This window comes from Microbacterium oxydans, assembly GCF_000956525.1.
Classification (GTDB): Bacteria; Actinomycetota; Actinomycetes; order Actinomycetales; family Microbacteriaceae; genus Microbacterium; species Microbacterium oxydans_A.
Map to the genome: position 1 here is coordinate 43,718 of NZ_JYIW01000015.1, position 14,608 is coordinate 58,325.

Annotated in this window: 14 protein-coding genes; 2 read left to right on the top strand and 12 right to left on the bottom strand. The window is 71.1% G+C overall.

What is annotated here, in order from left to right; genetic code table 11:
- Positions 1-236: 236 nt before the first annotated feature.
- The 4 genes from RS83_RS01625 to RS83_RS01640 all read right to left on the bottom strand — a co-directional run bounded on the left by RS83_RS01625 (position 237) and on the right by RS83_RS01640 (position 5,581).
- The gene (locus tag RS83_RS01625; protein WP_045277758.1) at positions 237-2,696 is read right to left on the bottom strand and encodes a CHAT domain-containing protein; all 2,460 of its coding nucleotides are present in this window, start codon (positions 2,694-2,696) and stop codon (positions 237-239) included.
- A 214-nt stretch (positions 2,697-2,910) separates the two neighbouring features.
- The gene (locus RS83_RS01630) at positions 2,911-4,464 is read right to left on the bottom strand and encodes a S8 family peptidase (protein ID WP_045277759.1); all 1,554 of its coding nucleotides are present in this window, start codon (positions 4,462-4,464) and stop codon (positions 2,911-2,913) included.
- A 38-nt stretch (positions 4,465-4,502) separates the two neighbouring features.
- Positions 4,503-4,958: a hypothetical protein gene (locus tag RS83_RS01635; protein WP_045277760.1), complete on the bottom strand. Its 456-nt coding sequence runs from the start codon at positions 4,956-4,958 to the stop codon at positions 4,503-4,505.
- Positions 4,955-5,581 (bottom strand): RNA polymerase sigma factor, encoded by a 627-nt coding sequence (locus tag RS83_RS01640; RefSeq protein ID WP_230114777.1) that lies wholly within the window; start codon positions 5,579-5,581, stop codon positions 4,955-4,957. Before RS83_RS01640 ends, RS83_RS01635 begins: the two co-directional genes overlap by 4 nt.
- A 112-nt stretch (positions 5,582-5,693) precedes the next feature.
- Here RS83_RS01640 and RS83_RS01645 point away from each other — a divergent pair, with 112 nt between their 5' ends.
- Positions 5,694-5,912: an SCO4848 family membrane protein gene (locus RS83_RS01645; protein WP_045277762.1), complete on the top strand. Its 219-nt coding sequence runs from the start codon at positions 5,694-5,696 to the stop codon at positions 5,910-5,912.
- 31 nt (positions 5,913-5,943) lie between these two features.
- Here RS83_RS01645 and RS83_RS01650 read toward each other — a convergent pair whose 3' ends face one another.
- Complete coding sequence (locus RS83_RS01650) at positions 5,944-7,233, bottom strand: MFS transporter (protein ID WP_231587705.1); 1,290 nt, start codon at positions 7,231-7,233, stop codon at positions 5,944-5,946.
- Between the two features lie 74 nt (positions 7,234-7,307).
- Here RS83_RS01650 and RS83_RS01655 point away from each other — a divergent pair, with 74 nt between their 5' ends.
- Complete coding sequence (locus RS83_RS01655) at positions 7,308-7,889, top strand: winged helix-turn-helix domain-containing protein (RefSeq protein ID WP_045277764.1); 582 nt, start codon at positions 7,308-7,310, stop codon at positions 7,887-7,889.
- A gap of 84 nt (positions 7,890-7,973) precedes the next feature.
- Here RS83_RS01655 and RS83_RS01660 read toward each other — a convergent pair whose 3' ends face one another.
- The 7 genes from RS83_RS01660 to RS83_RS01690 form a co-directional block, all read right to left on the bottom strand.
- Positions 7,974-8,219, bottom strand: a complete 246-nt coding sequence (locus RS83_RS01660; protein ID WP_045277765.1) for a hypothetical protein — start codon at positions 8,217-8,219, stop codon at positions 7,974-7,976.
- A 96-nt stretch (positions 8,220-8,315) separates the two neighbouring features.
- Entirely contained in the window at positions 8,316-9,026 is a 711-nt protein-coding gene (locus tag RS83_RS01665) for a FadR/GntR family transcriptional regulator (RefSeq protein ID WP_045277766.1), read from the bottom strand.
- Positions 9,027-9,059: 33 nt separating this feature from the next.
- A complete protein-coding gene (locus RS83_RS01670) occupies positions 9,060-10,502 on the bottom strand; it encodes an APC family permease (protein WP_045277767.1) in 1,443 nt (480 codons plus the stop codon).
- Between the two features lie 50 nt (positions 10,503-10,552).
- Positions 10,553-11,332, bottom strand: a complete 780-nt coding sequence (locus RS83_RS01675) for a carbon-nitrogen hydrolase family protein (RefSeq protein WP_231587706.1) — start codon at positions 11,330-11,332, stop codon at positions 10,553-10,555.
- A 115-nt stretch (positions 11,333-11,447) separates the two neighbouring features.
- Entirely contained in the window at positions 11,448-11,942 is a 495-nt protein-coding gene (locus tag RS83_RS01680; protein ID WP_045277768.1) for a GbsR/MarR family transcriptional regulator, read from the bottom strand.
- A 9-nt stretch (positions 11,943-11,951) separates the two neighbouring features.
- Entirely contained in the window at positions 11,952-13,574 is a 1,623-nt protein-coding gene (locus RS83_RS01685) for an ABC transporter permease (protein ID WP_045277769.1), read from the bottom strand.
- Positions 13,574-14,566, bottom strand: coding sequence for an ABC transporter ATP-binding protein (locus RS83_RS01690; protein WP_045277770.1), 993 nt, complete (start codon positions 14,564-14,566; stop codon positions 13,574-13,576). The genes RS83_RS01685 and RS83_RS01690 overlap by 1 nt, the downstream gene beginning before the upstream one ends.
- Between the last annotated feature and the right edge of the window lie 42 nt (positions 14,567-14,608).

A 14,608-nucleotide genomic window follows, 5' to 3' on the forward strand; every position in this document is an offset into this window, starting at 1 on the left:
CGGGTGCTCCGCAGGGCCCCGACGCCCCCGATATCGTCGAAGCCCTGCGGAGTGCCGCGGTCTGCGGCCACCCTCCGAAGTCGGTGTTGTTGTCTGCCCGCGTTCCCCAGATCGCGGATTCCCCAGTCGACTGCGCCTCCCTCGCGCCTCGAAACCTCCGAAGCCCTTCGCATCAGCACCTTCCGAACATCAGGAGCGATGATCCCGCCCGCTGATACAGCGAATGGAGAAAAAGTTCAGAATCCGCTGCCGTGGCTCTGGAACGGGGCTCGATGCCCGGTCGAGACGGATGCCGAGGCGAGCGCCTCCGCGGGTGCGGCGCCGGCGGCGAGTTCGTCGTGCACGGCGCCGAGCAGCTCGCACGCGACGTCGTCGGCGACCACGACCGGGGCCGCGATCACGCAGCTCGTGCCGGCGTGCAACCACACCCGCGTCATCCCCAGGGCCTCTTCGCCCCAGCGCACCGAGGAGCGCCCGAGCTCGCACGCAGACAGGATGACGGTCTTCGGCGTGCGGCGGATCAGATCGACGTCGTAGCCGAACAGGGTGCCGTCGGCGAGCTCGAACCCCGAGAACAGCGGGTTGTCGACGGCGTGACGACCGTGCGCGGCGATGTGCAGCAGGTCGACATCGCTCGCGACCGCGGTCACCGCCGACACCGTGGCGTGTTCGCCGTCGAGCAGGCGCGGCGCGGTGCCCGACCCGGTCCACGCCTCAGTAGCCCGCCGGATCTCCTCGTCGGCGCGCGGCACTCGTGGTCCGGCCGCGAAACCGACGTGCTGCGGCGGTGTCGCCGCCGTGCTGCTCCGCCGAGACGGCGGTGCGTCGTCGACCCACCGAGAGACCGAGGTCGCGAGCGTGAACGGCGTGCCGTGCATGCCGGGCAGCATCGCCCACGGCACGCCGGCGAGGATTCCCGGCACCGTGACGACGAGGCGCCGCGCACCGCCCGCAGCCGCGCGGGCGGGGGCGAGCAGCTCGGCGTCGAGCAGCCGCAGTCGGGCGTCGAGCGACCGGTCGATCACGGTCGACATCGGGCCGCCACGGGTGAGCGCGGCCATGTCGAGATCGGCGCGGAGCCCGTCGAGCGCGGTCTGCACGCGCGGCCACCCGAGGTCCACGATCTCGGCGCCGCCTGCCGTCACCACGACGGCGTGCAGGGCCGACCCCGTGTACACGTACGAGAGCACTGCCGTCTGCCCGTCGAGCTGCGACATCGCGGCGCCGAGGTCGAGACGGCCGCGCGTTCCGCCGGTGCCGGTCGACGACCACTGCCGCTCGCGCACCCGGTCGCGCAGCACCCGCACGCGGGCGTCGGTCGTCCAGTCGTGGCCGGCGAGGTCGGCGCGCAGCATCCGCAGCTCGGCGAGGTCTGCCGCGAGATCCTCATCGTGCGGAGGGCGCAGCGGTGCCACCTGCTGACTGAGATGCCTCGCCCGCTCCGACCAGGCGAACACCGTCGCAGGGTCCCTGGTGCGAGCGGCAGCGCTGAGCCCCGCGAACACGAGATCGGTGCCGTGCATCGCGAGCGAGGCCTGCAGGTCGAGGGCGCCGAAGGACTGCTGCCAGGTCGTGAGCAGATCGAGCCCGGATGCCGCCGCCTGGAGCGCGTCACCGGTGCGACCGGACGATGCCGCCCGCGCCGCACGCACCTCCTGCGCTCGGAGCCGCAGGGGTGCAGGGGCATCGTCGGCGATCCGCGGCATCCGTCCCCGACTCGTGCGCAGCGCGGTCAGTCGCAGCGCGGTCGCCTCGGTGCGGAACCCGCCGCGGTCGAGCGCGGTCGCCGCCGCAGCGATCTCGTCGGCGTGTGGCGCGGACCCTGGTGTCGCGCGCGCCCTGGCCTCGAGCCGCACCGCTTCGGCGCGCGCCGCCCACCCGGCGCTGCCCAGCGAGGTGAACCGGCGGGCAGCCGTGCGCGCGACGCGCTCGGCCTCCGGGGCATCGTGGCGCAGCAGCGACCGCGCGAGATGGAACTCGGCCTCGCCGCGCGCCTGCCGCATCCGCTGCGCACCGAACTGCACCGCGACCTGCGCTAGCAGCGCCTCGGCCTCGGTGGTGAGCCCGGCATCGCGCAGCACCTCGGCCCGGTCGAGATCGCTGATGGCTGCGGCGAGGTCGCTGATCGCGGCGAGCGTCGGCCGCGAGCGGGTCATCAGCGCCAGCGCCGTCACCAGGTCGCCGCCGAGCAGCGCGGCATAGCCGAGGTTGTGCCGCGCTTCGGCGAGGGGCTCAGCGTCGCCGTTCGCCTCGTACACCGCGACGGCGCGCTGCAGATCGGTGACGCACGCGTCGAGGTCGTGCTGCTGCATCCGCACGATCGAACGGTTCATCAGGAAGTTCGCGAGCTCGGTGCTCTCCTCGCGGATCGCCTCGATCGCCTGCGTGAGTGCAGCCTCGGCCTCGGCGAGTCGTCCGGCGTGCATGAGGAGCGTGCCCAGCTGCCCACTGAGCACCGAGGTGGTCTCGACGCTCAGCCCTGGCCGGTCGAGCGCCTCACGGCACAGTGCCTCCGCCTCGGTCGGACGCCCGGTCTGCGCGAGCACGTACGCCATGGTCCCGTCGATGCGCGCCCTGAGGTCGGGGTCATCCGTCCGGTCGGATGCCGTGCCGAGCGCACGCCGCGCAGCCGCGAATCGTCGTGCGTTGGCCGCCTCGACGCCGCGCCGGTGCAGCTCGCTCGCGGACAGGGGCATCCCCCCAGGATGCCGTGCCCCGCGCTCGTGCGGAAGGGGCGCCTCCCGCGGCATCCGTTCGACGTGTCGGCCGCGACGCATCGCCGCGACGTGCAGGAGTATCGGCCACCTGCAGGAGCATCCCCCGGGGATCTCTCCTGGAGGTCGCCGATCATCCTGCAGGTGGCGCACCCCACAGGTCGCGCAACCCACAGGACGGACGGATGCCTCGGCCCTACTCGACCGGCGCCGGCAGCGTCGCCATCACCGCCTGCACGGCATCGGTCGCGGCGTCCGCGCTCACGCCGCCGACTGCGACGCTGCCCAGGTGGGCCGCGATGCGTCCTGCGACGTACGGTGCCGCGAACGAGGTGCCGCTCCAGACCGAGAAGCCGCCGCGGTAGTCGTCGGGGTCGATGGTTTCGCGGCGGAGGCCGTCGACGTCGGCCCTGGTCGTCGCCTGCGCGCCGCCGACGAAGGCGGGCGAGGTGCTGACGATCGCCGCCCCCGGCGCGTAGATCTGCACCCAGGGGCCGACGTTCGAGAACAGGGCGACCGAGCGCGACGACGGGTTCAGGGCCCCGACCGAGACGTGCGGTGCGCCGCTGTCGGGCGCGATGCCGTTGTCCGATCCGGGCCACGGCCACAGGGACGCCGGGAATGACGGCCGGTCGATCGCATCGTTGCCCGCCGAGCACACCACCACGCAGCCCAGCTCCCGCGCCTTCGCGAGCAGGGCGAACAGGGTGCGGCTGAAGAGCCCGTCGACCGGGGTCTCGTGGTAGTACCCGAGGGACAGGTTCAGCACGTCGATCGGATGCCCCGTCTTCGGGTCCTCGCGGTAGCGGCGCAGCAGCTCGACGACCTGCGCGATCGTGCCGAGCAGCGTGCCCTCGTCGATCACGCCGAGGGCGCCGGCGACCCGCACCGAGAGGATGTCGGCGTCAGGGGCGGTCTGTCTGATGATGCCGGCGATGAACGTGCCGTGCCCTGCGACCGCATCGATCTCGCCGTCGAGCTGCCCGTACAGGTCGGGGTAGCGCTCAGGGTCGGCGTCGTCGGTGAGCCCCACCGGCACGCCGTCGAGGGTCACGTGTCTCGTCACGATGTCGTCCGGCAGCCAGTCGTGCACGCCGCAGCCCGTGTCGAGCACCGCGACGACCGGACGGCGTCCTCGCTTCGGTGCAGGTCCGCGTCGCGGGGCGGGCCCGATCCAGGTGACCGGCTGCCGTGCGCCGCGTCCGGGCTCGAGGTAGTCGTCGCTGCCGCCCGCGCCCTCGCCGCGCACCGGGTTGGTGCGGCTGAAGGGGTTCGTCCGGCTGAACGGGTTGGTGCGGCTGAACGGGTTGAGCCCGACCGGATCGATCGACAGCACGTGCTCGAGGCCGGTGCGCGGCATCGTCGACCGAGACATGCGCCGTGCGCGCTGCAGCACGCGCCACGCATCCGGAGCGACCGGCGACTCGCCGCGCACCGGTTCGTCGGGCGTGGTGAGTCGTGCCCGCAGGAACCCCGGCACACCCGGCACGAGCTCTCGCCCCGCCAGTTCGGGGTCGTCGATCTCGAGCTGCCAGCCGAAGGTGTCTGCGGCGTCGCGGAGTGTGCGGATCTCCTGGTCGTACGCTTCGAGGTCCTTCTCGTCGCGGATGATCAGCAGGCGTTGCGGCAGGTACGCGGTCGGATAGGCGCGGATGCCGTCGACCGGCTCCGTGCTCGGATCGAGCGCCGAACCGCGCCGGATCGATCCTTCCGCGCGGTCCTGCCAGCTCCAGCCTCTGGGTTGCTCCATGGATCATCCTCTCCGGTGCGGACCGCGGGGCGGGTCCGCTACAGCTCGAACAGCGGCGTCGACAGGGTGCGCTGCTCGTCGCCGACCGTGGTCGTCAGACGCACCTTCGTCAGCCCGGCCGGCACATCGTCGAATGCGAAACGGCCGGTCTCGGCCGGCGCGGTCGTCCGCTCCCGCTCGCCCTGCGTCAGCACGATCTCGGCCGCGGCCGCGTCGACCCACCCGTCGACGCGGCGGCGACCGGATGCCGTGGTCGTCACGTGCAGCAGGATGCTGGTGGTGCCGTCGCTGAACTGCAGGGTCAGCGCATCCGCGTCTCCGCGAACCGCTCCGAGCTGGCCCTCGACCAGTGTGAGCAGGGCATATTCGCGGTTCAGCCCGTCGGCCGCGACCGCCGCCACCATGCGGTCGATCAGGTCTGCCGGCATCGGGTCGACATCGAGCCAGAGCGATCGGAGGCTCGCGAACAGCGCTGCGTCGTCGTGGTCGCTCATGTCCGTCCCTCCAGCCGCGGCGCCGGGGGTGCGTCGAGCAGCTCCCGGAGCTTCGCGAGGCACCGCGCCCTGGTCGGCCCGATGCTGCCGACCGGCATCGCGAGGTCCTGGGCGAGGCGCGCGTAGTCGGGGCGGTCTTCGAAGGCGATCACGCGCAGCAGTCGCTGGCACCGTTCGGCCAGACGCCGCACCGCCGCCCAGAGCCGACGCCGTTCCTCACCGAGCGCGGCATGCTCCTCGGCCGACGGCTGCTCGGGCAGGAGGGCGTCCAGGTCGTCGGATTCGGTCGTATCGACGCGGCCGTTCGCCTTGCCGACCCGCCAGGCCTCTCGCCGAGCGGTCGTGGTGAGCCAGGCCGAGACCGCGCGCGCGTCGGCGATGGAGCCGTGCCCGCGCACGAGTTGGAGCCAGGTGGTCTGCACCACGTCCTCGGCGAGGGTCCGCTCCAGCCCGTAGGCGCGCACGACGTGCCACAGCACGGGAGTCATCAGCCGTACCAGCTCGTCCATCGCGCGACCATCGCCCTCGCGCCATGCGTCGAAGAGATCGGCGGCCCGCAGCCAACGCGCAGGGCCGTCATCCGATGCAGGATCGAGAGCGGTGCCGGGTGCACCGTCGATCATGAAGCCCATTGTGATCACATCTACCAGGAGCACGGCAAGAGCTTTCTGATACATGTCTGCGTCCAGGAATCGAGCGACGGATGCCGCGGCCCGCAGCCGATACCGTGGAGGGGTGATCCCTCTCGCCATCGTGCTGTTCCTCAACGCCGCCTTCAACGCCATCGTCTGGCCGCAGTTCTACAAGCGCGTCGCGAAGGATCCGCGTGCGAAGGACGCGAACGGCAAGGCCACGACGTTCCTGAAGGTGCATGCCGTGCTGATCGGCATCGCCCTGGTGCTCGCGCTGGTCTCGCTGTTGGCTGGCATCGCCGCGCTGACCGGCGCGCTCTAGGCAGCGCGCTCTCGGGCGCCGCGCGCTGCGGTCAGCGCACCTCGTACTGTCTCGCGTGCTCGGCCCAGCGCGATTCGACGGGCAGTCCGCGCAGCGCCCGATTGCCCACAGCGAGTCCGGCTGCGAGCAGGCACAGCGCAGCGCATCCGAGGATCGTCGCCTGGCGCCCGACGAGGGTCAGGCCGAACCCGGCGATGAGCGGTGCGAGCGGCATCGCGCCCATGCCGAGCACGCCGGCTGCGCTGTTGGCGCGACCGAGCAGGTGCGTCGGCGTCGCGACCATGAAGTACCCCATCATCCCGGCGTTGAGCGACGGCAGCAGCAGCACGGCGGCGCCCAGCACGACGGCGACCGCCCAGGGCTCGGTCACCGTCGAGAGCGCGGCGGCTCCGGCTGCGGCTGCCGCGAGCCCGACGATCGCCAGGACGCCGGCGCCGACCCGAGGGACGAGCAGGGGTGCCACGAACGCGCCGATCAGCATCGCCACTCCTGCCGCGGCGGAGACCGTGCCGATCAGCAACTCGGAGTACCCGTCCTGCTGCAGCGCGTAGATCACGGTGATGATCGCGGAGTTGAAGCCGAGGTTGATGATCGTGGTGAGGAGCAGCACGCCGCCGAGGTCGGAGCGTGAGAGCAGCCACGCGAACCCCTCGCGCATCTCCCGCCAGGCGTTCGGCCGGACCGCGGCGGCGGTGGCGGTCGGGGCGGATGCCGGTTCGGCGCGACGCCCGAGCAGCCAGGCGGTGACCGCTGCGACCACGTGGCACAGGGTCATCACGACGCCGACCAGCCAGCCGCCGACGCCGAGCAGCAGACCGCCGAGTGGTCCGCCGGCGAGCTGCAACGCAGCATCCCTCCCCTGGTTCGCGGCTTGGGCTCGGCCCATGGCGTCTTCGGGGACGATCTCCTTGATGGCGCTCTCACCGGCCACGTCGAACAGTCCGCTGCGCGCCGCGAGCAGGATGTTCAGCAGCAGCAGGATGGGGAACGTCAGGCTGCCGGAGAGCGCGAGCGCGGTGAAGACCCCGGCCAGGACGACACCGGCGATGGATCCGATCAGCATCAGCGCGATGCGCGGATGCCGGTCGGCGAGGATGCCGCCGACGAGTGTCGTGAGGAGCCTCGCGACCATGCCGGCACCGCCGATGATCCCTGCCTGCGCCGGGTCGTTCGTCAGGATCAGCGCGAGCAGCGGGACGGCGAATGCGAACAGCGCGCCCGCGAGGCCCTTGCTCGTGTCGCTCACCAGCCAGGTCACGTAGCGGGCGTTGCGCCACAGACGGTGGGGTGGGATCGCGGTGCTCACTGGTGCGGTGCTCATGGGTCGAGCGTAGATGCGCAAGAGAAGTTGCGCAAGTCTTATTGCGCAACTTCGGGCGCGGATACACTCGGGGGATGAGCGAGGAGCAGAAGCGGCCCGATCCGGTCTGGATGACGACGGCGATGCTCAAGGCGTACACGCATCCGCTGCGGCGCCAGATCCTCCAGCTCTTCCGTCTGCGCGAGCACCTGCGGGCCGCAGACATCGCCGAGGAGCTCGGCGTGGCAGCGAACAGCGTCAGCTTCCACCTGCGAGTGCTCGCGGATGCCGGGCTGATCGATGAGGCACCGGAGCGCGCCCGCGACCGCCGCGACCGGGTGTGGGCCGCCAGGCGGCAGGCACTGAGCCTCGGAGGCCCGGAGCGCCCCGTGACCGACGAGGTGCTCAGCGGTGTGATGGTCAGCGCCATCGCGGACGAGCATCAGGAACTCCTGCGTCGCGTCCTCGCCTGGACGCCCGAGTACATCAGCGGGCGGACGGCCGAGGTCCACGCCACCTTCTCCCAGCGCTCGCTGCGTCTCACCGGCGCCGAGTTCGACGCGCTGATCGAGCGCATCAACGACGTGATGACCGAGGCCGTCGATGCCCACGACGGTGACGACCCGGACAGCCGCCCCTGGCAGGTCGACATCCTCGCGGCGGACGATCGGATCTGAGCTCGGCCCGGCGGACACCGGAGACGGATGAGGGGGTGCGCTCCCGCACACCCCCTCATCCGTCGAGCGGACCGGTGACCCGGCTCAGGGGATGGCCCGCCGGAAGGCGAGGAACGAGACGCCGGCGAGTGCGGCGGTGACGACGAGCCCCCAGAGGGCGAGGCCGACCGCACCGAGGTCGTCGATCGCCACGCCGACGTGCCCCCACAGCTCGAGCCTCGTCGCCAGGAACACCAGTCCGACGAGCGCCAGCGTGATCGCGCGGTCGCTCCCCGCCGACCACGGTTCACAATTCAGCAAGAACTCGTCGCCGCCGACCGCGATGCGCATGAGGGCGCGGCGGTCTGCGGCACCCGCCGCCGTTCTTGCTGAATTGTGAACGGGCGGCCGTCGAGCCGACCCCGCCCACGGGGGCGAGCGGCGGGGTCAGGCGCGGGGGAGACCGACGTACATCGAGGCGTGCAGCTCTGCGACGTGGTCGAAGGCGAGGCGGCTCGCGGTCGCGGCATCGTTCGCGCGGAGGGCGTCGACCAGTCGTGCGTGCTCCTCGTTCGAGTCGCGGAGGTAGTCGATCCGGTACGGGATGAAGTAGGCGTAGAGCTCGTGCGACACCCGGTGGTGGAGCTCGGCTGCGCCGCTGACCCCGGATGCCTCGGCGAGTGCGGCGTGGAAGGCGGCGTCCGCGGTGCGGAAGCCGGTCCAGTCCGCCGCGGTCCGCATGTCGTCGACCAGGGTGTCCATGCGCGCCAGCGCTGCCGCATCCGGCCGCGCGCTCACGAGTGCTGCCAGTCCAGCCTCGATCGTGGCGCGCTGATCGATGAGTGCGTGCACATGCGCGGCATCCGCTCGATACGCGTCGATCTCGACGACGGTGCCGACCGTCGGGGCATCCGCGATGAACGTGCCGCCGGCGTGCCCAGGGCGTCGAACCACGACACCCTCGTCACTGAGCTGCCGGTATGCCCGACGCACGGTCATCTCGCTGACCTCGAATGCCCGCGCCGTGTCCTCCGGACCGGGCAGGCGCTGACCGGGGGTGAGCATGCCGAGCTCGACGGCGAGCGAGATCCGCGCCCTGACCGTGTCGACCGCGGTCGTGCGGCGGATCGAACCGAGGGCGGGGGAGGCCAGGTCCATCGCGCTCCCCCGTCTCGTGTCGGTCGGCGCGACTCAGTCCGTCGTGGTCTCCTCGACCGGCTGGGTGTCGAGGCGGAAGCGCCTGCCCAACACGATACCGATCACCATGGCCGCGACGGGAATGAGCGCGAGTGCCACGCTCACGGCGACGCTTCCGCCGGTCACGAGCGTGAAGTTCGACAGCACCAGCCAGAGCGCGAAGGCGAGTCCGACGACGGCGAGGATCGGGAAGACCCTCGCGCCGAGGGTGCGTCCGGCGGCGAGCTCCGGACGGCGGAGGAAGAACACCAGCACTGCGATCGACGTCGTCAGCATGAGGAGCACCATGCCGACGGTGGCGACGCCGGCCATCGAGCCGAACACGCCGACGAGCGGGTCGAGTCCGAGGAGCGCGAGGACCGCGAGCAGGATCGCGGCGGTGATCGTCTGCACGACGGACGAGAACGCGGGCGAGTGGTGGGATGCGTGGCGGCGGCCGAGCCGAGCGGGGAGCACGGCCTTCTGCGCGAGGGTGAACTGGTAGCGGGCGATCACGTTGTGGAACGACAGCACGCACGCGAACAGGCTCGTGATGAGCAGCACCTGCACGACGTCGCGCAGGATCGGCCCGAGGTACCGCGTCGTGGTGTCGAGCAGCAGGTTGCCCTCGCCGGCGAGCGTCTGCTGCGCGACCGCGACCGCATTGCCCGCGCCGACACCGGTCACGAGCGCCCAGCAGGAGATGGCGTAGAACACGCCGATGATGATGACGGCGAGGTAGGTCGCGCGGGGGATGGTCTTCTCCGGGTTCCGGGCCTCGTCGCGGAAGACCGCCGTGGCCTCGAAGCCGATGAATCCGGTGAGCGCGAAGAGCACGGCGACGCCGATGCCCCCGGAGAACACGTACGACGGGTCGAAGGTCTCGAGCGCGATGCCGTCGGCGCCGCCGGTCGCGAAGATGACCACGTCGAGCACGACGACCACCAGGATCTCGAGCGCGAGCGCCACCCCGAGCACCTTGGCGCTCAGGTCGATGTGGCGGTATCCGAGCACCGCGACGATCGCCATCGTCACGAAGGAGTACAGCCACCACGGCAGGCTCGGACCGCCGAAGAATGTGACGAGATCATCGACGGCCCAGCCCATGTAGCCGTAGATCCCGACCTGGATCGCGGTGTAGGCGACGAGGGCGGTGAAGGCCGAGCCCAGGCCGAGCCGCGAGCCGAGGCCGGCGGTCACGTACGAGAAGAACGCGCCGGCCTCTTTCACGAACGGCGTCATGGTGACGAAGCCCACGGAGAAGACCAGCAGGATGACGGCGGCGAGGGCGAAGCCGATCGGCGCGCCCGGCCCGTTGCCGGCGCCGATGGCGATGGGGACGTTGCCGCCGATGACGGTGAGCGGAGCGGCCGCGGCGATGACCATGAAGACGATGGCGCCGGTGCCGAGTTGGCCGTCGAGGCGCTGGCGCGGCTCGACGAGGGGGGAGACGGTCATGGTGTCGCTTTCGCAGAGGGTCCGGTGGCGGACGCGGGAGGGGAGGGCGTTCAGTAGAGCTCGGGTCGACGGTCGGCGAGGTACGGGTTCTCCTGCCGGGATCGTCGGGTGGCGTCGGGGTCGATCGTGGCGAGCATGAGGCCGATGTCCGTCGCGCCGAGGGATGCGAGCACCTCACCGTCGGGAGCGACGATGCTGCTGCGCCCGACGTAGCTGAGCTCGCCCTCGGTGCCGACGCGGTTGACGTAGATCACGTGGACCTGGTTCTCCCACGCGCGCACCGGGATGAGCCGCTCGGCGATGTGCGCGTACGGTTCCATCTGCGCGGTCGGCACGATGACGGCATCCGCTCCGTCGAGCGCGGCCCGACGCACGGTCTCGGGGAACTCGACGTCGTAGCAGATGAGCACGGATACCCGGACGCCGTCGATCTCGACGATGCCGGGGAGCGCGTCGCCCTGCACGAAGAGGCTCCGGTCGAGCGCGCCGAAGAGGTGCGTCTTGCGATAGCGCAGCAGTTCGGTGCCGTCGCGGTCGATCATGACGAGGGAGTTCGTAACGCCGCCCGTCTCGAGCGTCTCGGGGAGGCCTGCGACGATCGCGATCCCGGTGTCCTGTGCGATGCGGGCGACCCGGTCGACGAGGGCCGACGTCGCGAGCGGTGCCAGGCGGTCGCCGATGTTGTAGCCGGTGATGAACATCTCGGGGGTGACGAGGATGCGCGCGCCGCGCGCGGCCGCATCGGCTGCGGCTGCGGCGACGACGGCGAGGTTGGCGTCCACATCGCCGGGCGTGCCGTGATGCTGAAGTCCGGCGATGGTCATGGTCATGCGGATGCTCCTCGTGCCTCGATGCACCTATCAAACAGATCAAAGTGATCTATTTGATGTCCATTGTGTTTCGCACGTGTGTCATTCCGCAAGCCCTGCCGGCAGAACAGGTCGCTCAGCCGGCGCTGTCGCGGCGCTGTTCGCGCCAGTCCTCGACGATCTGCAGCATCCGCACGGAGAGGAAGCGGAAGAACTCGGCGAGCTCGACAGCGCGATCGTGCGCGCCCTGATCATCAGTGTGCTCGGCGGCGATGTCGTCGATGTACTCGGACAGCCGCGTGTAGACGGGCATGTTCCCGACGATCGAGCTGGTGAACGGGTCGTGCACGAACTCGTAGCGGTCGCGGCGTTCACCCGGTCGCGCGCGTCGCTGGATGAAGTGCAGCTGCTGCAGATAGCGCACCGCGCCGGAGACCGCGGCGGACGAGACGCCGAGACGCTCGCAGAGCTCGGCTGCCGTGTACCCGCCCTCCGGAGCGGCGACCAGCGCCATCATCACGCGAGCCGGCATCCGGGCCATGCCCGCAGCGGTCATCATGGCCGCTGCCTGCTCTGCGGGCTCGACCCCTCGATGTGCCGCCGCGAGGTCGTCTGTGCTGTCGTCGGGCATCGATTCCTCCTATGCGCCGGGGGCGAGCTCGCGCCGCCGCATCAGGGTCAGGGCACCGGCGCCTCCGGCTGCCAGGGCGAGCACCAGCCACCAGAGGCCGCGCAGATCCACCCCGGTCCCGTCGACGACCGGGGTCACCGCGAACGGCGAGAGGTTCGCGCTCCACTCCGGCAGGCCGAACAGCGGGCCGAACATGCCGAGCAGGGCTGCGAGCAGCACGAGGCTCCAGGCCACCGCCGAGGTCGCCCGCGGGAGCAGCACGAACACCAGGGCGGCGAGCACCGCGAAGATCGAGGCCGCGACCGCTTGACCGAGCCCCGCGACCGCCACGACGCGGACCAGCGCCTGATCGCCGCCGTTCGACCAGATGCCGATCCAGCCGGCGAGCACCGCTGCGGCGACCACGATCAGCACGGCGACGACCCCGACGACCACGAAGTCCGCGAGCCACCGGACGCGACCGACCGGCGAGGCGAGCACGGCCTCGGCGGTGCCCCGCGCCTCCTCCTGCCGCGCGCGCACGACGGTCTGCACGGCGCAGCATGCCGCGAGGATGCCGAGCAGCGTGAAGAACACGGTCACCACGACCTCGTCGAGACCGCCGGTGGCGCCGCCGATCTTCTGCAGGATGTCGGCGACGGCCGGGTTCTCTCCCGAGATCTGATCCACCAGACCGCTCAGTCTGGTGGCGAGCATGCCGGTGATCGCGCCGCCGACCGCCCACCCCACGATGGAGCCGGCGGTGAGCCGCCACACCAGTGCGTGCGGCGACGCGAGCGCCGGTCGCGCCGAGATCCGACCGGGGCGTTCACCCACGAAGCTCGCATCGATGTCGCGCAGGGACTGCAGGGCGACGGATGCCGCGGCGAACACGAGCCCGACGCCGAGACCGAGCAGCAGCGGCCAGACGAGATCGGTGTCGTACGGCCGGGTCTGCTCGACCCAGCCGAACGGTGACAGCCAGGCCGGCCACCCGCTCGTCATGGTGGTCAGATCACTGCTCGGTGTGCCGGCCGCGTTGCCGATGCCGCGGATCAGGAACGCCGCGACGAGCACCCAGACCGTCAGGGAGTTCGCTCCGCGTGAGGTGCGAAGCAGTTGTGCTGCGAACAGTCCGACGCCGAGGAACACGATCCCGCATGAGCCGGCGGCTGCGCCGGCGAGCAGCGACCCCGCGATCGGCAACCCGGTGGCGATCAGTGCGAGCGCCGTGAGCGCGGCGAGTACGACGTTCGCGAGGATGCCGTGCACGATCGTCGCGATGGTCTGCAACCGGCGCCCTGCCGGGGTCGCCCAGACGAGCTCGGCACGACCCGCCTCCTCATCGCCCCGCGTGTGCCGCACCGCGAGGAACGTGCTCATCAGCGCGGCGAGCAGCGCCAGCCAGGGGAGCACCTCGAACGCGAGGAAGGCGCCCGCTGATGCGCCGGACGGCAGCCCGCGGAACATCAGGATCACCGGATTCGCGAGCGCTGCCGCGAGGATGCTCTGCCGATCGGCGAGCGTCGCGTACGACTGGCTGACACCCGCGTAGCCCGCGAAAGCCATCAACGCGGTGCCGAGGATCCACAGCGTCAGCTGCAACCGGTCGCGGCGTAGACGCTGCCGGAGCAGCACGCCGAAGGAGGTCATCACGCACGCTCCTGCTGCGCACGGCGTGCACGACGGGTGCCGGGGCCAGCGGCATTTGTCCCGCCGTCCTCAGCGGACTCGAGCGCGGCGAGGTCGTCGCCGTAGTGACGCAGGAACAACTCCTCGAGCGACGGCGGCGCGACGCGCAGGTCGCTGATGCCGAGCTCGGCGAGGGCCGGCAGCACGGTCGCAGTGCGGTCGCTGTCGACGGTCAGCCGGATGCGCTCGCCCTGCTGCACCGGGTCGTGCACGTCGGCGATGCGAGCGACCTGATCGAGGGAGACGCCGGATGCCGCGAACGACACGTCGCTGCGGGTGAGGTGGCGCAGTTCGGTGAGCGTGCCCGTCTCGACGACGCGTCCGGCGCGGATGATCGACACCCGGTCGCAGAGCTGCTCGACCTCGCTCATGATGTGGCTCGACAGCAGCACCGTCGCGCCGTTCGCATGGGCACGGGCGACCTCGCGCTGGAAGATGACCGCCATGAGCGGATCGAGTCCGCTCGTGGGCTCGTCGAGGATGTAGAGGTCGGCCGGCACGGCGAACGCCGCGATCAGGGCGACCTTCTGCCGATTGCCCTTCGAGTACGCCCGGCCCTTCTTCCGCGGGTCGAACTGGAACGCGTCCATCAGCCGCTGCTTCTCGTGCCGGTACGCCGGCTCCTTCGTGCGGGCACCCCGCAGCCTGGCGAGCAGATCGATAGCCTCGCCGCCCGACAGGTTCGGCCAGACGCTGACATCGCCAGGAACGTATGCGATGCGCCGGTGCAGGTCGACCGCACGGCTCCACGGATCTTCCCCGAACACGGTCGCCTCGCCCCCGCTGCGGCGCGCGAGCCCGAGCAGGATGCGGATCGTGGTCGACTTGCCGGCACCGTTCGGGCCGAGGAAGCCATGCACCTCGCCATGCTCGACGGTCAGGTCGAGACCATCGAGCGCGTGCACGTGGCCGTACTGCTTGACGAGGTTCGCGGTGGCGATGACTGCGGTCATGCGCGGGAGCGTACGCCCGATTCACAACTTTGTGAATCGGAC

Coding starts and splice junctions, on each gene's coding strand:
- RS83_RS01650 (WP_231587705.1), bottom strand. CDS start 7,233: ATGAGCACCGCACCAGTGAGCACCGCGATCCCACCCCACCGTCTGTGG.
- RS83_RS01630 (WP_045277759.1), bottom strand. CDS start 4,464: ATGGAGCAACCCAGAGGCTGGAGCTGGCAGGACCGCGCGGAAGGATCG.
- RS83_RS01690 (WP_045277770.1), bottom strand. CDS start 14,566: ATGACCGCAGTCATCGCCACCGCGAACCTCGTCAAGCAGTACGGCCAC.
- RS83_RS01640 (WP_230114777.1), bottom strand. CDS start 5,581: ATGATCGACGGTGCACCCGGCACCGCTCTCGATCCTGCATCGGATGAC.
- RS83_RS01655 (WP_045277764.1), top strand. CDS start 7,308: ATGAGCGAGGAGCAGAAGCGGCCCGATCCGGTCTGGATGACGACGGCG.
- RS83_RS01670 (WP_045277767.1), bottom strand. CDS start 10,502: ATGACCGTCTCCCCCCTCGTCGAGCCGCGCCAGCGCCTCGACGGCCAA.
- RS83_RS01635 (WP_045277760.1), bottom strand. CDS start 4,958: ATGAGCGACCACGACGACGCAGCGCTGTTCGCGAGCCTCCGATCGCTC.
- RS83_RS01660 (WP_045277765.1), bottom strand. CDS start 8,219: ATGCGCATCGCGGTCGGCGGCGACGAGTTCTTGCTGAATTGTGAACCG.
- RS83_RS01675 (WP_231587706.1), bottom strand. CDS start 11,332: ATGACCATGACCATCGCCGGACTTCAGCATCACGGCACGCCCGGCGAT.
- RS83_RS01665 (WP_045277766.1), bottom strand. CDS start 9,026: ATGGACCTGGCCTCCCCCGCCCTCGGTTCGATCCGCCGCACGACCGCG.
- RS83_RS01625 (WP_045277758.1), bottom strand. CDS start 2,696: ATGCCCCTGTCCGCGAGCGAGCTGCACCGGCGCGGCGTCGAGGCGGCC.
- RS83_RS01680 (WP_045277768.1), bottom strand. CDS start 11,942: ATGCCCGACGACAGCACAGACGACCTCGCGGCGGCACATCGAGGGGTC.
- RS83_RS01685 (WP_045277769.1), bottom strand. CDS start 13,574: ATGACCTCCTTCGGCGTGCTGCTCCGGCAGCGTCTACGCCGCGACCGG.